This is a genomic window from Longimicrobiaceae bacterium, from assembly GCA_035936415.1.
Classification (GTDB): Bacteria; Gemmatimonadota; Gemmatimonadetes; order Longimicrobiales; family Longimicrobiaceae; genus JAFAYN01.
In genome coordinates this window covers 1-17,226 of sequence record DASYWD010000318.1, presented here as the reverse complement: position 1 = coordinate 17,226, position 17,226 = coordinate 1, and the positions used below count along the sequence as shown (strand labels likewise).

5 protein-coding genes are annotated in these 17,226 nt (G+C 73.9%); all 5 read right to left on the bottom strand.

The features are described 5' to 3' along the window. Positions 1 to 3,628, bottom strand: a 3,628-nt coding sequence (locus tag VGR37_13095) for a condensation domain-containing protein (GenBank protein ID HEV2148334.1), incomplete at its 3' end; no start/stop codon positions are given. A 31-nt stretch (positions 3,629 to 3,659) separates the two neighbouring features. Continuing rightward, entirely contained in the window at positions 3,660 to 4,709 is a 1,050-nt protein-coding gene (locus VGR37_13090; GenBank protein ID HEV2148333.1) for a TauD/TfdA family dioxygenase, read from the bottom strand. Positions 4,710 to 4,712: 3 nt separating this feature from the next. Beyond that, the gene (locus VGR37_13085; GenBank protein ID HEV2148332.1) at positions 4,713 to 13,721 is read right to left on the bottom strand and encodes an amino acid adenylation domain-containing protein; all 9,009 of its coding nucleotides are present in this window, start codon (positions 13,719 to 13,721) and stop codon (positions 4,713 to 4,715) included. Between the two features lie 367 nt (positions 13,722 to 14,088). Further along, on the bottom strand, positions 14,089 to 16,470 hold the full coding sequence (locus tag VGR37_13080) for an ABC transporter permease (GenBank protein ID HEV2148331.1): 2,382 nt from the start codon (positions 16,468 to 16,470) through the stop codon (positions 14,089 to 14,091). 48 nt (positions 16,471 to 16,518) lie between these two features. After that, on the bottom strand, positions 16,519 to 17,226 hold a 708-nt coding region (locus VGR37_13075), incomplete at its 5' end, for a condensation domain-containing protein (GenBank protein ID HEV2148330.1).

The following is a 17,226-nucleotide window of genomic DNA, read 5'->3' as shown; positions in this document are numbered from 1 at the left end:
GCTCGGCCAGAACGTCCAGCTCGGAGTAGCTCAGCGTGCGCCCTCCGCAGACCAGGGCCGTGGCCGCGGGGGTGCGGCGCGCCTGGGCCTCGAAGAAGCGGTGCAGCAGCGCGTGCGAGAGCTCCGGGGCGGGCCCGTCCTGGGCCACGCGCTCCAGGAGGTGGCGCCGCTCCTCCGGGGCGAGCAGGGCCACGGCGCCCACCGGCTGCTCCGGCGCGGAGGCGAACGCTTCCAGCACCCGCACCAGCCGCTCCCCGAACCGCTCCACCCACTCCGCCTCGAAGAGGTCGGCGTCGTACTCCACGGAGGCGAGGAGGCCGTCCGCGGTCTCCGCCATGGCGAGGGTGAGGTCGAACTGCGCCGCCCGCCGCGGGAGCGGGAGCGACCCGGCGCGGAGGCCGCCGAAGTCCATGGAGGCGCCCTCCTCCCCCAGGAGGAAGGAGGCGGCGTCGCCCAGCCGGACCGCCCGGTGCAGCACGAACATCGCCTGGAAGAGCGGCGACCGGCTGGGGTCGCGCTCCACGCCCAGGCGCTCCACCAGGAGCGGGAACGGGAAGCCCTGGTGCGTCAGCGCTCCGACCACCGCGTCCCGGGCCCGCGCGATCCCCTGCTCGCAGGTGGTCTCCGCGTCGAACCGGCCGCGCAGGACGACGGGGTTCACGAAGTAGCCCACCACGTCCGCGAGGTCCGCGTGCACCCGGTTGGCCGCGGGCGTCCCCACCAGGACCTCCTCCTGCCCCGTGTACCGGTGCAGGAGCGCCTGGAAGGCGGCCAGGAGGACCGCGAAGCGCGTCGCGCCCCGCTCCCGCCCCACCGCCGCCAGCCGGTCCGCCAGCTCCGCCGGGACGTGGAAGGTGTGCGAGGCGCCGCGGTGCGCCTGCACCGGCGGGCGGAACGGGGCGGGAGACAGCTCCAGCACCTCGGGCGCGCCCGCCAGCTCCCCGACCCAGTACGCCTCGTCCTCCGCTCCCTCCCGGACGCGGGCGGCCTCGCGGTGCACGAAGTCGGTGTACCGCGCCCGCGGCTCCGGGAGGGCGGCCGGGGCGCCCGCGCGCTCCGCCGCGTACAGCGTGCGGAGCTCGTCCAGCACCACCTCGAGCGACCAGAAGTCGACGGCGACGTGGTGGACCGCCACCAGCATCACCGCCTCGTCCGCGGAGCGGGAGAACACCCGCACGCGCAGCGGCCGTCCTTCCCCGAGGTCGAAGGGGCGGTCCGCCTCCTCCGCCAGGCGCTCGCCGAGCTCCGCCTCGCTCCAGGCGGAGGCGTCGACCGCGGCGAAGTCCGCCCCCGCCGCGGGGAGGATCGTCTGCACGGGGTCGCCTCCCTCCGCGGAGTACGCGGTGCGGAGCGCCGGGTGGCGCTCGGCCAGGGCGTCCCAGGCGCGCCGGAGCGCCGGGAGGTCCACCTCGCCGCGCAGGCGCAGCGCGCGTCCGAGGTTGTAGGCCGCGCTCCCCGGGTCCAGCCGGTTCAGGAACCAGAGGGCGCGCTGCCCGTGCGACAGCGGGTGCGTGCTCCCCGCGGGGGCGGCCGGAAGGGGCTCGGCGGCCTCGTCGTCGAGGCGGGCCGCCACCTCCCGCGCGATCCCGGCGAGGGTCGGCCCCTCCAGGAGGAAGGCGTCGTCCAGGCGCACCTCCAGGCGGCTCTCGATGACGTGGCGCAGCTCCACCGCGCCGAGCGAGTCCAGCCCCAGGGCGCCCATCGGCCGGTCCGGCTCCAGCTCCGCGGCCGGCACGCGGAGGACGCGCGCCGCGGCGGCGCGCAGGAAGCCCTCCAGCAGCCCGACGCGCTCCTCCGGCGGCGCGCAGAGGAGCGCAGCCCGGTCCAGGACGGGCTCCGCCGCGCCCTCCGCCTCCCCGTCCGGGGCGGCCAGGACGCTCCGTCCCACCTCGTTCAGAGTCCCCTCCAGGAAGCCGTTGCGGCAGGCGTACCGCTGGATCTTGCCGCTGGAGGTCTTGGGGACGGAGAGGGGGCGGACCAGGACCACGGCGTGGCACTGCAGCTCGTGCTCCTCGGAGACGGCGCGGCGCACCGCGTCCACCACCTCCGCCACGCGGGCCTCGTCCAGCCGGTGGAGCGCCTCGCGCCGCAGCTCCATCACCAGCACCAGCCGCTCCGCCGCCGCGTCTCCCTCCGCGGGGAGCGCGAAGGCGGCGCTGCACCCCGCGTGCAGCGCGGGGTGCGCGGCCTCGGCGGTGCGCTCCAGGTCGTGCGGGTAGTAGTTGCGGCCGCGGACGATGACCAGGTCCTTTAGGCGGCCGGTGACGAAGAGCTCGCCGTCGCGCACGAAGCCCAGGTCGCCGGTGCGCAGGAACGGCCCCTCGCCGGAGCCGGCCAGGTACGCGCCGAACGTCTCCGCGGTGGCCTCCGGCGCGTTCCAGTAGCCGTCGGCCACGTGGGGGCCGCTCACCAGGATCTCGCCTACCTCCCCCTCGGCGCACTCGCCCAGGGTGTCGGGACGGGCGACGGCGATGCGCTGCTCCAGGAGGGTGCGGCCGCACCCCACCAGCGGCCTCCCCCCTTCCGCCTCCACCGCCCGGTCCCGCGCCAGCGCGTCCGGGTCGAAGGAGCGGATGGTCGGCGGGGCGGACTTCCGGCTCCCGGTGACGATGAGGGTCGCCTCCGCCAGCCCGTAGCAGGGGAAGAACGCCTCCCTGCGGAACCCCGCGGGAGCGAACGCCTCCGCGAAGCGGTCCAGGGTGGCGGAGGAGATGGGCTCCGCGCCGTTGAAGGCGAGCGTCCAGGTGCCGAGGTCGAGCCCGGCGCGCTCCTCCGGCGTGGTCCGCTGGACGCACAGGTCGTAGGCGAAGTTGGGGCCCCCGCTGGTGTGCGCTCCGAAGCGGGAGATGGTCTCCAGCCAGCGGACCGGGCGCTTGAGGAACGACACCGGGGACATCAGCACGCACGGCGCGCCCAGGTAGAGCGGGTGCAGGACGTTCCCGATCAGCCCCATGTCGTGGTAGAACGGGAGCCACCCCATGATGGTGAGCCCGCGCTCCACCCACTCCGGGGTGTGCCCGAACGCTTCCCGGATCATCCGCTCGTTGTAGAGCAGGTTCCGGTGCGTCACCCGGACCCCCTTGGGGGTGGAGGTGGAGCCGGAGCTGTACTGCAGGAAGGCGAGGGTGTCCTCCGTCACCCCGGGATCGGCCCACTCCGCCGCCAGCTCGGCCGGGACCTCGTCGGTGGCGATCCAGGCCATGGCCCCGGCGCCGGGGAGGCTCTCCCGGTGCGCCGCGAGCGAGGCGAGCATCCCGGAGGTGGTGAGGACCGCGGCCGCCCGCGCGTCGGCGGCGATGGCCTGCAGCCGGCCGAGCGAGCGGTTCTGCCGCGGCGGGTACGCGGGGACCGCGACGGCCCCCGCGTACAGGCAGCCGAAGTAGGCCGCGATGAACTCCAGCCCCGGGGGGTAGAGGAGGAGGACGCACCGGTCCCGCGCGCCGCCGGCCTGCAGGCGCGCGGCGATGCCGCGCGCCCGTGCATCCAGCTCACCGTAGGTCAGCCGGGTCTCTTCGCCCTCGGCGTCGCCGAGGAAGGTGTACGCCCAGCCGTCCGGCCGGGTGTCGGCCCGGTGCCGGAGGAGCTCGACGAGGGTCGAGGAGGAGCAGGTGGAATCGACGGAAAGCATGCGGTTGCGGTGCGGTTCGGGAACGCTTTTCTCAGACCTGGTCGCGGCTGACCGGCTCGGACATTCCGGCCAGGATCCTCCGGGGGCCGCGGAAGGGGCTCCGGCCGTGCGCGACCGTCATGTTGTCGAGCATCAGCACGTCCCCCCTGCGCCAGGGGAAGACGACCGTCTCCTCGTCGTAGATGGCGCGGAGGGCGTCCATCACCTCCGGCTCGATGGGGGTCCCGTCGCCGTAGTAGGTGTTGCCGGGGAGGTCCTCCTCGGCGAACGAGGCCAGGAGCGCCTCGCGCACCGTGGGCTCCAGGGTGGTCACGTGGAAGAACACGGCGTGGTTGAACCAGAGCTCCTCGCCCGTGACGGGGTGGCGGACGAAGGCGGGGCGCACGGCGCGCGTCCGCAGGCGGTCGCCGTCCTTCCACTCCGGCTGGAGCCCGGCGCCCTCGCAGTACGCCTCCACCTCGCGCGGGTCCTCGGTCTGGAAGACGTTCTGCCAGCTCAGGCCCACGCCGCCGCCGTAGTTGCGCACGTACATCACCCCCTTCTCGGCGAAGCGGCGGCGGATCTCCTCGGGGAGCCGCTTCCCCACCCTGCGGGTGTCCGCCAGGGGGGTCTCGCCGCCCTCCTGGGGCTCGACGTCGCACATGAAGAAGATCTTCCGGGGCCAGGTGTGCTGGTACGAGTTCTCGTTGTGCAGGAAGATCGGCTGGCTGGCCGGGTGCTCGGTGGAGGTGTAGACGTTCCCGCTCACCTGGCTGCGCGGCGACGACCGCTCCCGGTACTCCAGAAGCTCCCCGGAAACCGCGGCGATGAACCGCTCGAAGTCGTCCGGGGTCTCCATCCGGAAGCCGCGGAACAGGATCCCCCCGTGCTCGAGGAGCTGCGCGTCGAGGCGCTTCGCCTCCGCGCGCGCCCAGCTCACCAGGTCCACGTCGTCGGCGGCGGGCTCCACCACCAGGGGGACTCCCCCGTCGGGGAACATGGGGTGGGAGCGGGTGACGCTCTCCTCGCTGGCTACGGCGGTGCGGCGCTTGATCGCGCCGATCGACTTCAGGCCGGGCGCTCCCGGATTCGTGGTCTCCATGATTCAGTCGCCTTCCGTGTTTGAGGTAACGGTCCTGCGTACGATCCCCTTGAGCCGGCCGAGATTGGCGGTGCTGCGCTCGTCCCGGGCGCGCTGCTCCTGCAGCCGCTCCGCCTCCGCGAGCGCCGCGAAGAGCTCCGCCAGGCGCACCTCGGGCCGCTCCACCACGGCCTCCAGCAGGCGGAGGTAGTGCTCCAGCAGGCGCCGGACGGTGGCACGCTCGAACAGGTCCGCGTCGTACTCCAGCGAGCCGGTGATCAGGTCGCCGCGCTCCATGACGTTCAGCAGCAGGTCGAACTTCGCCGTCCCCCGCCGGAAGGGGACGCCCTCCAGGCTCAGCCCGGACACCCCCAGGTCGGGGAGGCGGACGTTCTGCAGGACGAACTTGGCCTGGAAGAGCGGCGCGCCCCGCCCCTCCCGGTCCGGGACGACCGCACTCACCACCCGGTCGAAGGGGAGGTCCTGGTGGTCGAACGCCTCCAGCACCGTTTCCCGCACCCGCCCCAGGAGGTCGCGGAAGGTGGGGTTCCCGGCCAGCCGGGTGCGCAGCACGAGCTGGTTGATGAAGAAGCCGATCATCGGCTCCGTCTCCACCGGGTGGCGTCCGGCCACGTCGGTGCCGACCACCACGTCGTCCTGCCCGGAGTGGTGTGCCAGCACCACCTGGAAGAGCGCCAGGAGGGTGGTGTACAGCGTCGCCTCCTCCGACCGGCTCAGCGCGCGCACCCCCTCCGCCAGCGCCGCGGGGATCCGCAGGTCTTCCCGCCCGCCGCGGCCGGACGGCTCCGCGGGGCGCGGATGGTCGGTGGGGAGCGCCAGCGTGGGCGCGCCGGCCAGCTTCTCCCTCCAGTATCCCTGGTGGGCCTCCAGCGCCTCCCCCTGCAGCCACTCGCGCTGCCAGTGGGCGAAGTCGGCGTACTGCACCGCCAGGGGCGCCAGCGGCGAGGGCTCTCCGCGGGAGTAGGCGGCGTAGAGGCGGTTCATCTCGTCGGCGAAGACGCCCAGCGACCACCCGTCCCAGACGATGTGGTGCACCGAGAGGACCAGCACGTGCTCCCGCTCCGCGAGCCGGGCGAGGACCACCCGGAAGAGCGGGAGCTGCTCCAGCGCGAAGGGGCGCTGCACCACCGTCCGGGCGAGCCGCTCCAGCTCCGCGTTGCGGCGGTTCTCCGGGACGGCGCTCAGGTCGGCGAACGGGAGGGAGGCCGGGAGCGAGGGCGCCACGAGTTGGGCGGCCATCCCGTCGCGCATCCCGAAGGCGGTGCGCAGCATCTCGTGGCGGCGCACGATCTCGGCGAACGCCCGCTGCAGCGCGGCCACGTCCAGCTCGCCGCGGATGCGCAGCCCCTCCAGGTCGTTGTACGCGGGGCTCAGGGGCGCCATCTGGTACAGGAACCAGAGCCTCTGCTGGGAGAGGGAGAGCGGGAGCGGCCCGGTCCGCTCCACCGGCACCAGCGGCGGGGGCGCGGGGGCTCCCCGCCCGCCGCGAAGCACCTCCACCTCCGCGGCCAGCTTCGCCAGCGTCGGCGCGGTGTAGAGGACACGGAGCGGGACACGGACCCCCAGCTCGGCGCTCACCCGGCCCACGAGCTGGGTCGCCAGGATGGAGTGGCCCCCCAGGTGGAAGAAGTCGTCGTGGATCCCCACGCGCCGCGCCCCCAGCAGCTCCGCCCAGAGGCCCGCCAGGCGCTCCTCCAGGACGCTCCGCGGCGCCACGTAGTCCGCGTCCTCCGTCGCCGCGCCGGGCTCCGGGTCGGGGAGCGCGCGCCGGTCCACCTTCCCGTTCGGCGTGAGAGGCAGCGCCGCGAGGAAGACGAAGGCGGAGGGCTCCATGTGCCGGGGAAGCCGCTCCCGCACCCGCTCGCGCAGCGCGTCCACGGCGGGCGCCGCGCCCTCGGCGACCACGTAGGCCACCAGGATGGCGCTCCCCGTGGCGTCCGGGCGCGTGCTCACCACCGCCTCGGCCACACCCGGGTGCTCCCGCAGGACCGCCTCGATCTCGCCCGGCTCCACCCGGTGCCCGCGGACCTTCACCTGCTGGTCGGTCCGCCCCAGGAACTCCAGGGTGCCGTCCGCCCGCCAGCGCGCCCGGTCGCCGGTGCGGTACATCCGCGCCCCCGCCTCGCCCGCGAAGGGGTCGGGGAGGAAGCGATCCGCCGTGAGCTCCGGGCGGCCCAGGTAGCCGCGCGTGACCCCGTCTCCGCCGATCAGCAGCTCGCCCGGGACCCCGATGGGAGCGGGGGCGAGGCCGGGGTCCACGACGTAGACGCGGGTGTTGGCGACGGGCGTGCCGATCGGCACCGACGCCCCCACCTCGCGCACCCGGTGGGTGGCGGACCACACGGTGGTCTCGGTGGGCCCGTACATGTTGTGCAGCTCCAGCGAGCCGAGCTCCGTGAGCTGGCGCGCCAGGGAGACGGGGAGCGCCTCGCCGCCCACGAGCAGGTGCCGCAGGGAGCCGAGCGCTTCGCGCGACTCCGCGTCGGAGGCCAGCATCTGCGCCAGCGACGGGGTGCACTGCAGGTGCGTGACGCCGTGCCGGCGCACCTGCGCGGCGAACGGCTCCTCCTCGGCCGCGGCCGGGCGGGGACGCGGGGCCGCCTGCGCCCGCTCGCGGACGGTGTCCAGGTGCCGCAGGCTGTCCAGGACCGTGTCCGTGTCCACGCCGAAGTCGACGAGGCAGGCCACCTCGTCCACCCCGATCCGGCTCAGCCGCTCCACGGTGGCGAGGCAGGCGTCCGGGGTCCCGATCAGGCTCTTCCCGTGCAGGAAGCGCTCGAAGCCCGCCTCCAGGAGGGTGTCCAGGTCCTCCTCGGGGAGCGTGGCGACGTCCACCTCCGGGTAAACCGAGCGGACGAGCTGCTGGAGGAGCCCCAGGGAGCTCTTCAGGTACGCGCAGAAGGGGCGGCGCACCCGCTCCCGCACCTCGTCCATGTCCTCCCCGACGAAGGTGTGCAGCATGACGGTGACGATCCCCGCCTCCGGGTCGTGGCCGTTCTCCCGGCGGGCACGGCGGTACACCTCCACGTTCCGCTCGACGTCCTCCAGCTCCTGACCCAGGAGGTGGGTGAGCACGTGCGCCCCGATGGCGCCCGCGCGCTCGAAGGTCTCCGGGCTCGCCGCCGCCGTGACCCACACCGGGAGCTCCGGCTGCAGCGGCCGGGGGCGCGTGACGACCTCCACCTCCCGCCCCGTCCCGCCCGGGGCCCGGACCGACTCGCCGCGCCAGAGCGCGCGGACGGTCTCCATCTCGCGGAACATCACCTCCTTCCGGTCCGCGTAGCGGTCCGGGTGGAGGACGAAGTCGTCGGCGTGCCACCCGGAGGCGAAGGAGACCCCCACCCGCCCGCCGGAGAGGTTGTCCACCAGCGCCCACTCCTCCGCGACGCGGATGGAGCTGTGCAGCGGGAGGACGACGCTCCCCGCGCGGATCCCCACCCGGCTGGTGATGGCCGCCAGCGCGCCCGCCATGACGGAGGGGTTGGGGTAGAGGCCGCCGAACTGGTGGAAGTGGCGCTCCGGGGTCCACACCGCGGAGAAGCCGTGCTCGTCCGCGAACCGGGCGCTCTCCATCACCAGGCGGTACTGGTCCCGCCGGGTCTCGGGCTCGTCCTCGGCGGTGCCGAAGTAGAAGAGGCCGAAGGCGACCGGGCGGGCGGGAGCCGCCTCCCGCGCCGCGGCTTCCCCGGCCGGGACCGCCGGCTGGGGCCGCTGCACCACCACGGTGAAGCCGCGGGCGAGCGTCCAGAAGAGCTCCAGGACGGAGATGTCGAAGGAGATGCTGGTCACCGCCAGCCAGGTCCCGCGCGCCTCGCCGATGCTCCCGTCCATGGCCGCGAAGAAGTTCGCGACGGTCCGGTGGGGGACCATCACCCCCTTGGGGGTGCCGGTGGACCCGGAGGTGTAGATCACGTACGCCACGTTCTCCGGCGCCACCCCGCTGGAAGGCGCGGTGTCCGGGTGGAGCGCGGCGTCCGGCCGGGCGTCCAGGCACACCTCCGCGTGCTCTCCGGGGAGGAGGCCCCGGAGCCGGTCCTGCGTGACCAGCACCCGGATCCCGGCGTCGCGGGCCATGAAGGCCAGGCGGGGCGCGGGGTACTCCGGGTCCAGCGGGAGGTAGGCGCCCCCGGCCTTGAGGATCCCCAGGAGGCCCACCACCATCTCCACCGAGCGCTCCACGCAGATCCCGACCCGTACCTCCGGCCCGACGCCCAGCGCGCGCAGGCGGTGGGCGAGCCGGTTGGCGCGGCGCTCGAGCTCGGCGTAGCGCAGCCGCTCGTCGCCGCAGACGAGCGCCACCGCGTCGGGGGTGCGCGCCGCCTGCGCCTCGAAGAGCTGGTGGACGCAGCTCTCCCGCGGGTAGGAGCGCGCGGTGTCGTTGAAGCCCTCCAGCACCTGAGCGCGCTCCCCGGCGGGGAGGAGCGCCACCTCTCCGGCCGGGGCGCCGGGATCGGCCAGGACGCCCCGCAGGAGCTCGCCGTAGTGGCCCAGCAGCCGCTCGATGGTGGCGGCGTCGAAGAGATCGGTGCCGTATTCCGCCGTGCCCTCCAGCCGCCCCTCCGTCTCGCGGAGGTAGAGGCTCAGGTCGAACTTCGCACCCCCGCCCACGCCGGGGAGCGGATGCCCCTCGAGGCCGGGAAGACGGAGATGCTCCCCCGGCAGGTTCTGCAGGGCGAAGACGACCTGGAAGAGGGGGTTCCGGCTGAGGTCCCGCTCCGGCTGCAGCTCCTCCACCAGCCTCTCGAAGGGGAGCTCCTGGTGCGCGTACGCGCCGAGGGTCGCCTCCCGGACGGTGGAGAGCAGCTCCCGGAAGGAGGCCCCCGCGGATACCGCGGTTCGCAGGACGAGCGTGTTCATGAAGAGCCCGATCAGGGGCTCGACCTCCGCGCGCGTGCGCCCCGCGATGGGGCTCCCCACCACCACGTCGTCCTGCCCGCTGTGGCGCGAAAGGAGCAGCTGGAAGGCGGCGAGCAGCACCATGTAAGGGCTGGCCGCCTCTGCGCGCGCCAGGCGCCGCACCTCCGCGAAGAGCTCCGCGGGGAGGCTCACCTCCCGCACGGCACCGCGGAAGCTCTGCACGGCCGGACGGGGGCGGTCGGTCGGCAGCTCCAGGAGCGCGGGCGCTCCCGCGAGCCGCTCGCGCCAGTAGCCCAGCTGCGCCTCCAGGGTCTCGCCCGAGAGCCACTGCCGCTGCCAGACGGCGTAGTCGGCGTACTGCACCGGGAGTGGGGCGAGCGACGACGGCTCGCCGCGGGAGAAGGCGGAGTACAGCGCCGAGATCTCCCGCACCAGCACGCCCATGCTCCACCCGTCGCTGACGATGTGGTGCATGCTCAGGAGCAGCGCCCACTCCTCCTCGTCCAGGCGCAGCAGCGCGGTCCGGAAGAGCGGGCCCGCGGCCAGGTCGAAGGGCCGCAGTGCGTCCTCCGCGGCCAGCTGACGGACGCGCTCCTCCCGTTCCGCCCCGGGCAGGTGCCGCAGGTCGGTCACCCGGATCGCCACCGGCGCCGGGGGATGGACCACCTGCCCCAGCTGGCCATCGATCGTGGAGAAGGTGGTGCGAAGCGACTCGTGGCGGCGCACCACCTCGGTGAGCGCACGCTCCAGCAGCTCCACCTCCAGTGCGCCGCGCAGGCGCAGCGCCTGCGGGATGTTGTACGTCGCGCTCCCCGGTTCCAGCTGGTCGATGAACCACAGCCGCTGCTGCGCGAAGGAGAGCGGCAGCGCTCCCCCGCGCCCGACCGCCACCAGCGGCGGCGCGCCCACGCCCGCCCCCGCGCGCAGCAGCGCATCCACCCGCTCGACCAGCCGCGCCACCGTCGGCGCCTCGAAGAGCGCACGGAGCGGCAGCTCCACCCCGAACGCCTCGCGCACCCGCGAGGCCACCCGCGTGGCCAGCAGGGAGTGTCCGCCGAGCTCGAAGAAGCTCTCCTCCACCCCCACGCGCTCGACGCCCAGCACGTCGCCCCAGATCCCCGCCAGCACCTCCTCCGTGGGCGTGCGCGGCGCCACGTACCCGGCTTCCGCCGACTCCGCCCCCTCCGGCGCGGGCAGCGCCTTGCGGTCGATCTTCCCGCTCGTCGTCAGCGGCAGCGCCTCCAGCAGCACGAACGCGCCCGGGACCATGTACTCCGGCAGCTGCTCCCGCAGGTGCTCGCGCAGCTCGGCCGGCGTCGGCGCCGCGCCGTCCGGGACCACGTAGGCCACCAGGCGCCGCTCCCCGGGCGCGTCCTCGCGCAGCAGGACCACGGCCTCGTGCACGGACGCGTGCCGCTCCAGGGCGATCTCGATCTCGCCCAGCTCCACGCGGAAGCCGCGCACCTTCACCTGCGCGTCCGTGCGCCCCAGGTACTCCAGCTCCCCCGAGGCCAGCCACCGCGCCCGGTCCATCGTCCGGTACATCCGCGCCCCCGCGGGGCCGTGCGGCTCCGGCACGAATCGCTCGGCCGTCAGCTCCGGGCGCCCCGCGTAGCCGCGCGCCAGCCCCTCGCCGGCCAGGTACAGCTCGCCCGGCACCCCCACCGGCAGCGGCTCCAGGTGCGCGTCCAGCACGTAGGCCCGGCTCCCGGCGATCGGCCGCCCGATGTGCACCCGCTGCGCCCCACGCTCCACCTCGCAGAAGGTGGAGTACGTGGTGTCCTCCGTGGGCCCGTACAGGTTGCGCACGCTGCGCACGTGCTCCAGCGCGTGGAGCGCCCCGGCCAGCTCCGCGCTCAGCGCCTCGCCCGCCAGGTTGAAGGCGCGCACGCTCTCCGGGATCGCGCCCATGCGCAGCAGCTCCGCCGCCGCCGTGGGGACCATCACCACCAGGCGTACGCCCTCCGAAGCCGGCACCTCGGCCAGCTCCAGCGCGTTCTCCACCAGCACCAGGCGCCCGCCCGAGCAGAGGGTGCCGAAGAGCTCGGCCACGGAGACGTCGAAGCTGATCGAGGTCGCCCCCAGCACGCACGCCCACTCCTGCGCGGGCACCACCTCGCGCAGCCAGCGCAGGAAGAGCGCCGTCCCCCGGTGCTGGATCGCCACTCCCTTGGGCCGGCCCGTCGAGCCGGAGGTGAAGATCACGTGCGAGAGGTGTCCCGGCAGCACGCCGCTCCGCGGCGCCGTCTCCGGCTCGCGCGCGAGCGCCTCCCGCTCCCCGTCCAGCACCAGCAGCTCGGCCGCGCCGGCCGGGATGCGCTCGGCCAGGGCGCTCTCGCTCACCACCAGGCGCACGGAGGCGTCGGCCAGCATGTGCCCGATGCGCTCGGCAGGCAGGCCCGCGTCGATGGGCACGTAGGCGGCCCCGGACTTGAGCACCCCCAGCAGCGCCACCAGCATCTGCGGGCTCCGGCTCAGACACACCCCCACCCGCTCCTCCGGGCCCGCGCCGCGCCCGCGGAGCGCGTGCGCCAGCTGGTTCGCCCGCCGGTCCAGCTCCGCGTACGTGACGCTCTCCCCCTTCCAGCGCACGGCCACCGCGGCCGGCGTGCGCGCCGCCTGCTCCTCGAACAGCTCGTGTACCACCCCCGCCTCGGCCGGCGCGTCGGCGCCCCGCCCGAACCCGGCCAGCACCTCTTCGCGCTCGGCCGGGGCCAGCAGCGGAAGCCGGGACAGCGGCGTGTCCGGAGAGGCGGCGGCGTGCCGCAGCAGCTCGCCGAAGTGCGCGAGGAAGCGCTCCACGGTGGCGGGCTCGAAGAGCTCGGTGCTGTACTCGGCCATCCCCTCCAGCCGCTCCCCGCGCTCCCTCACCAGGAGGGTGAGGTCGAACCTGGAGGCCTGGCCCCGGGTCCGCACCATCTCCATCTCCAGCCCGGCGAGGCGGAAGCGCTCGGCGGGCGTGTTCTGCAGCGCGAACATCGCCTGGAAGAGCGGGTTGCGGCCCAGGTCCCGCTCCGGCGCGAGCGCCTCCACCAGCTTCCCGAGCGGGAACGCCTGGTGCGCGAAGGCGCCCAGCGCCCGCTCGCGCACCCGGGCGAGCAGCGTGCGGAAGGAGGGGTCGTCCCCCAGCTCGGCGCGCAGCACCAGCGTGTTGGCGAAGAAGCCGATCACCTCCTCGACCTCGGGGCGCGCCCGGTTGGTGACGGGAGTGCCCACCACCACGTCGTCCTGGCCGCTGTAGCGGGCGAGGAGCGCCTGGTAGCCGGCCAGCAGCACCATGAAGAGGGTGGCGCCCTCCCGCCGCGCGAGCTCCCGGAGGGCCGCGCCCACCTCGTCGTCCAGCGCGAAGGGAAGCGTGGCGCCCCGGAAGTCACGCACGGCGGGCCGGGGACGGTCCGTGGGGAGCTCGAGCGCCGCGGGGGCGCCGCGGAGCTGCCCGGTCCAGTAGTCCAGCTGCTCCTGGAGCACGTCGCCGGACATGCGGCTGCGCTGCCAGTGCGCGTAGTCGGCGTACTGCACGGGGAGCGCGCCCGCCGGAGCCGGGCGGCCCTCGCAGAAGGCCGCGTAGAGCTCGCGCATCTCCCTGAGCATGATCCCCACCGACCAGCCGTCGCTGACGATGTGGTGCATCGTCACCAGCAGCAGGTGGTCCCCGGCGTCCAGCCGCAGCAGCTTCACCCGGAAGAGGGGCCCCTCCACCAGGTCGAACGGGGTGCCCGCCTCCTCGGCCGCCCACCGCTCCATGCACGCCTGCCGCTCCGGCTCGCCCGGGCCCGCCTCCACCTCGTGCACGGGGAGCTCGAACGGGGCGGGCGGATGGATGCGCTGGCGCAGCTCGCCCCCCTCCACCGAGAAGGTGGTGCGGAGCGACTCGTGCCTGTGGACGATCGCCTCCAGGCTCCTCCGCAGCGCCTCGCGGTCCAGCGTGCCGCGCAGGCGCAGCGCCGCGGGGAGGCTGTAGGCCGGGCTCCCCGGCTCCAGCTGGTCGAGGAACCAGAGCCGCTCCTGCTCATAGGAGGGGACTCCCCAGCCCGGCTCCGGACGGCGGGGGATGCCGTCCTCCACCACGGGAGCCCCCTCCCCCTCCAGCATGCGCCTGAGGAGCGCACGGCGGGCGGCGGAGAGCTTCACGGTCGGGGAGGAGTTGTCGGCCATGGGATGCTGGATCCGGTGTTCGCCGGCCACGTGTGCCGGAGGTGGAGCGTCGGGGAGTCTGGAGACGTCCGACGGGCAGATACGCAGAAACCGGCACGGGCCCGGCTCGGTGAGCCGGTCGGGGAGGCCGGTTCGATCTGGCGTGATTCGTACAGATAATAAGGCAACGTGCGTACCACTCGTCCCGATGGGCGGGCGCACCGCGTAAACTACGCGGTGTCAGTGACTTACGCTGTTGCCTCCGCACGGCGGGAGAGGGGCGCTGTGCAGGGGTCGGCACAACCTCCCCCCGGCGCCCGTGCGCACGACGCACACCCGGCCGGGCATGCCCGGCCGGGTGTGAGGGGAGTGTGCCGTGGGGGACCGGCTACTCGTAGCGGAGCGTCCGCACCGGGTTCGTCATGGCCGCCCGGGCGGCCCGCGCGGCCACCGTCAGCGACGCGATGAGCAGCACCAGGACCCCCGTGGCGGCGAAGATCCAGAGCGGGATCTCCGTCCGGTACTCGAAGTCCTGGAGCCAGCGCCCGACCGCGTAGTACGACAGCGGCCAGGCGATCACGATGGCGACCACCACCAGCACGACGAAGTCGCGGAGCATCAGGCGCACGACGTCCGCCGCGGAGGCGCCGAACACCTTGCGTACGCCGATCTCCTTGGTGCGCTGCTCGGTGCTGAACGACACCATCGCGAAGAGCCCCAGGGCGGAGATCAGGATGGTCAGGAGGGCGAAGACGGCGAAAACCTTCGCCAGCCGCTCGTCGTCGCGGTGCAGCTCACCGAAGCGCTCGTCCAGGAACGAGTACTCCAGGGTGGTGCCCGGGGAGAAGCGCCGCCACACCTCGCGGAGCGCGTCGAGCGCACCCGGCACGCCGTCCGGCCGAACTCGGAGGAGCAGGTACTGCAGCGTGTCTCCGAGCTGCATCACCATGGGCTGCACCGGCTGGTGCAGCGACTCGAAGTGGAAGTCCTCCACCACCCCCACCACCGTCGCCTGCGAGCCGGTCTCGTCCATCCGGGTGATCCGCTTCCCCACGGGGTCGCTCCACCCGAACCGGCGGGCCGCCGCCTCGTTGATCACGACGGCCGCCTCCCGGTCCGTGCCGAACTCGCGGGAGAAGGCCCGCCCGCCGGCCAGCTTCATCCCCAGCGTCTCCACGTAGCCGAAGTCCACCGCGAAGGAGGTGATGGCCTGCGGCTCGCTCTGCGTGGAGCCCTCGGGGGTGTAGCCCAGCACGTTGCTCGGCCCGCCCGGGAAGTGGTCCGCCGCCGCCGCATCGACGATGTTGGGGTCGCGGCGGAGGGCCGTCCGGAGCTCCTCGTGCCGCCCGAGCAGCGCCGGGTCCTGGAGCGGGACCACCACCACCTGCTCCTTGTCGAAGCCCAGCTCCTTGTTCTGGATGAAGGAGAGCTGCGCGGCCATGACTCCCGTCCCCACGATCAGGAAGACGGCGATGGCGAACTGGAAGACGACCACCCCCTTCCGCAGGAAGGCGTGGGACGCGCCCGAGGGCGCCCGCCCCTTGAGGACCCGGACCGGCTGGAACCCGGAGAGGTAGAGCGCCGGGTACACCCCGGAGGCGATCCCCACGACGAGCACCGTCCCGAGGAGCCCGGCCGCCAGGACCGGGACGCCCAGGTCGCCCAGCGTGAGCGCGAGCCCGGAGATGGAGTTGAAGAGGGGGAGGGCGAGCTGCACCAGGAGCACCGCGAGGAGCGTCGCGATCAGCGCGAGGAGGAGCGACTCGCCCAGGAACTGCCGCACGAGCTGCGGACGCTCGGCCCCGAGCACCTTGCGCACGCCCACCTCCTTGGCGCGGCGCGCTGACTGCGCGATGGCCAGGTTGGTGTAGTTGACCCCCGCGATGAGGAGCACCAGGAGGGCGAGCGCCGAGAAGATGTAGACGTACGCGGCGTTGCCGTTGGGCTTCATCTCGAACTCCAGGTCGGAGTGGAGATGGATGTCGGTGAGGGGCTGCAGGAACGGCGTGTAGGCGATCCCGAACTCGCGCAGGTTGGCGCCGATGTACTTCTCCACGAAGCCGGGGAGCTTCGCCTGGAGCGCCTGGGGATCGCCGCCCTCCGGGAGGAGGACGTACGTGTAGAGGTTGAAGGAGAGCCACTCCTCCGACTGGCTCATCTTCAGCGACGAGAACGACCCGAGGAAGTCGAACTCGAAGTGGGAGTTGGGCGGGACGTCCTCTACCACGCCGGTGACGTGGTACTCCTTCCTGCCGTTGAAGGTGAGCGTCTTCCCGATCGGGTCGGCGCTCCCGAAGTACTTCCGGGCGGTGGACTCGGTCAGCACCAGCGAGTTGGGCTGCGAGAGCGCCGTGGCCGGGTTCCCCCGCACGAAGGGGAAGGTGAAGATCCGGAGGGCGCTGGAGTCCGCCCAGAAGACCCGCTTCTCGAAGAAGCGCTCCCCGTCGCGCTCCACCTCCACCTCCGGGAGGCTGAACCAGATCCGCGCCGCTTCCTGCACCTCCGGGAAGTCGGCCTGGAGGCGCGGCGCCGCCGGGGTCGGGGTGGTCGCCATGCGGAGCACCTTCCCCCCCGTCACCGCTTCCGAGGCGACGCGGTAGATCCGGTCCGCCCGCTCGTGGTGGCGATCGTAGCTGAGCTCCTGGTAGACGAAGAGGAGGATCAGCAGGAAGGAGGCGACCCCCAGCGTCAGCCCCAGGAGGTTGATCGCGTAGTAGGCCCGGTGCTGGCGCAGGTTGCGCAGCGCGATCTTCAGGTAGCTCGTCAGCATGTGATCTCGCGGTCTCGTGTTGCGCGTCGCCCCCGTGCGGAGCGGATTCTACCGGTCCTGCGCGGAGATCCGCCGGTCCGGGTCGGAGGCCGCCGACTCGAGCAGCGCTTCGAAGCGCTCCGCCATCTCCCGGATCGTGTCGGGATCGAACAGGTCGCCGCGGTAGACGAGGCTCCCGGTCAGCGCCTCCCCCGGGGTGTCCCACAGGTTGAGCGTGAGCCCGTCGCTCGCCATCCCGGTGCCCACCTCCCCCACCACCCGGAGCCGGAGGTCGCCCAGCGCAGGCGCGGACCTCACGGAGTTGTGGTAGTTGAAGACCGCCTCCGGACGCGCCACGATCCGGTCCGGGTCGCACTCCGGGTGCGCGGCCCTCCACATCTCCAGGTAGGGGAGCTCCTGGTGGGCGTACGCCTCCAGCGTGCGCTCGCGCACGCGCCGGAAGAGCTCCCGGAAGGTCGGGTCGCCGGCGCAGTCGGCGCGGAGCGGAAGGAGGTTGACGAAGTCGCCGACCGCCTCGCGCGTCTCGGGGGCGTCGCGCCCGGCCACCGGGAGGAGGACCAGCGGGGCGCGGCGGCCCAGGCACCGGTGCAGGACGGCCTTGAAGCAGGCCAGGAGCACCATGGTCAGCGCCCCGCCTTCCGTGCGTGCGAGCGCCCGGAGCGCCTCCACGCTCCCGGGCGGCAGACGCAGCCCGACCGCGTCCGCGGGCCCGCCGAGCGCGGCCGTGCCCGGTCCCCCCACGGGGGGCTCGGCGAG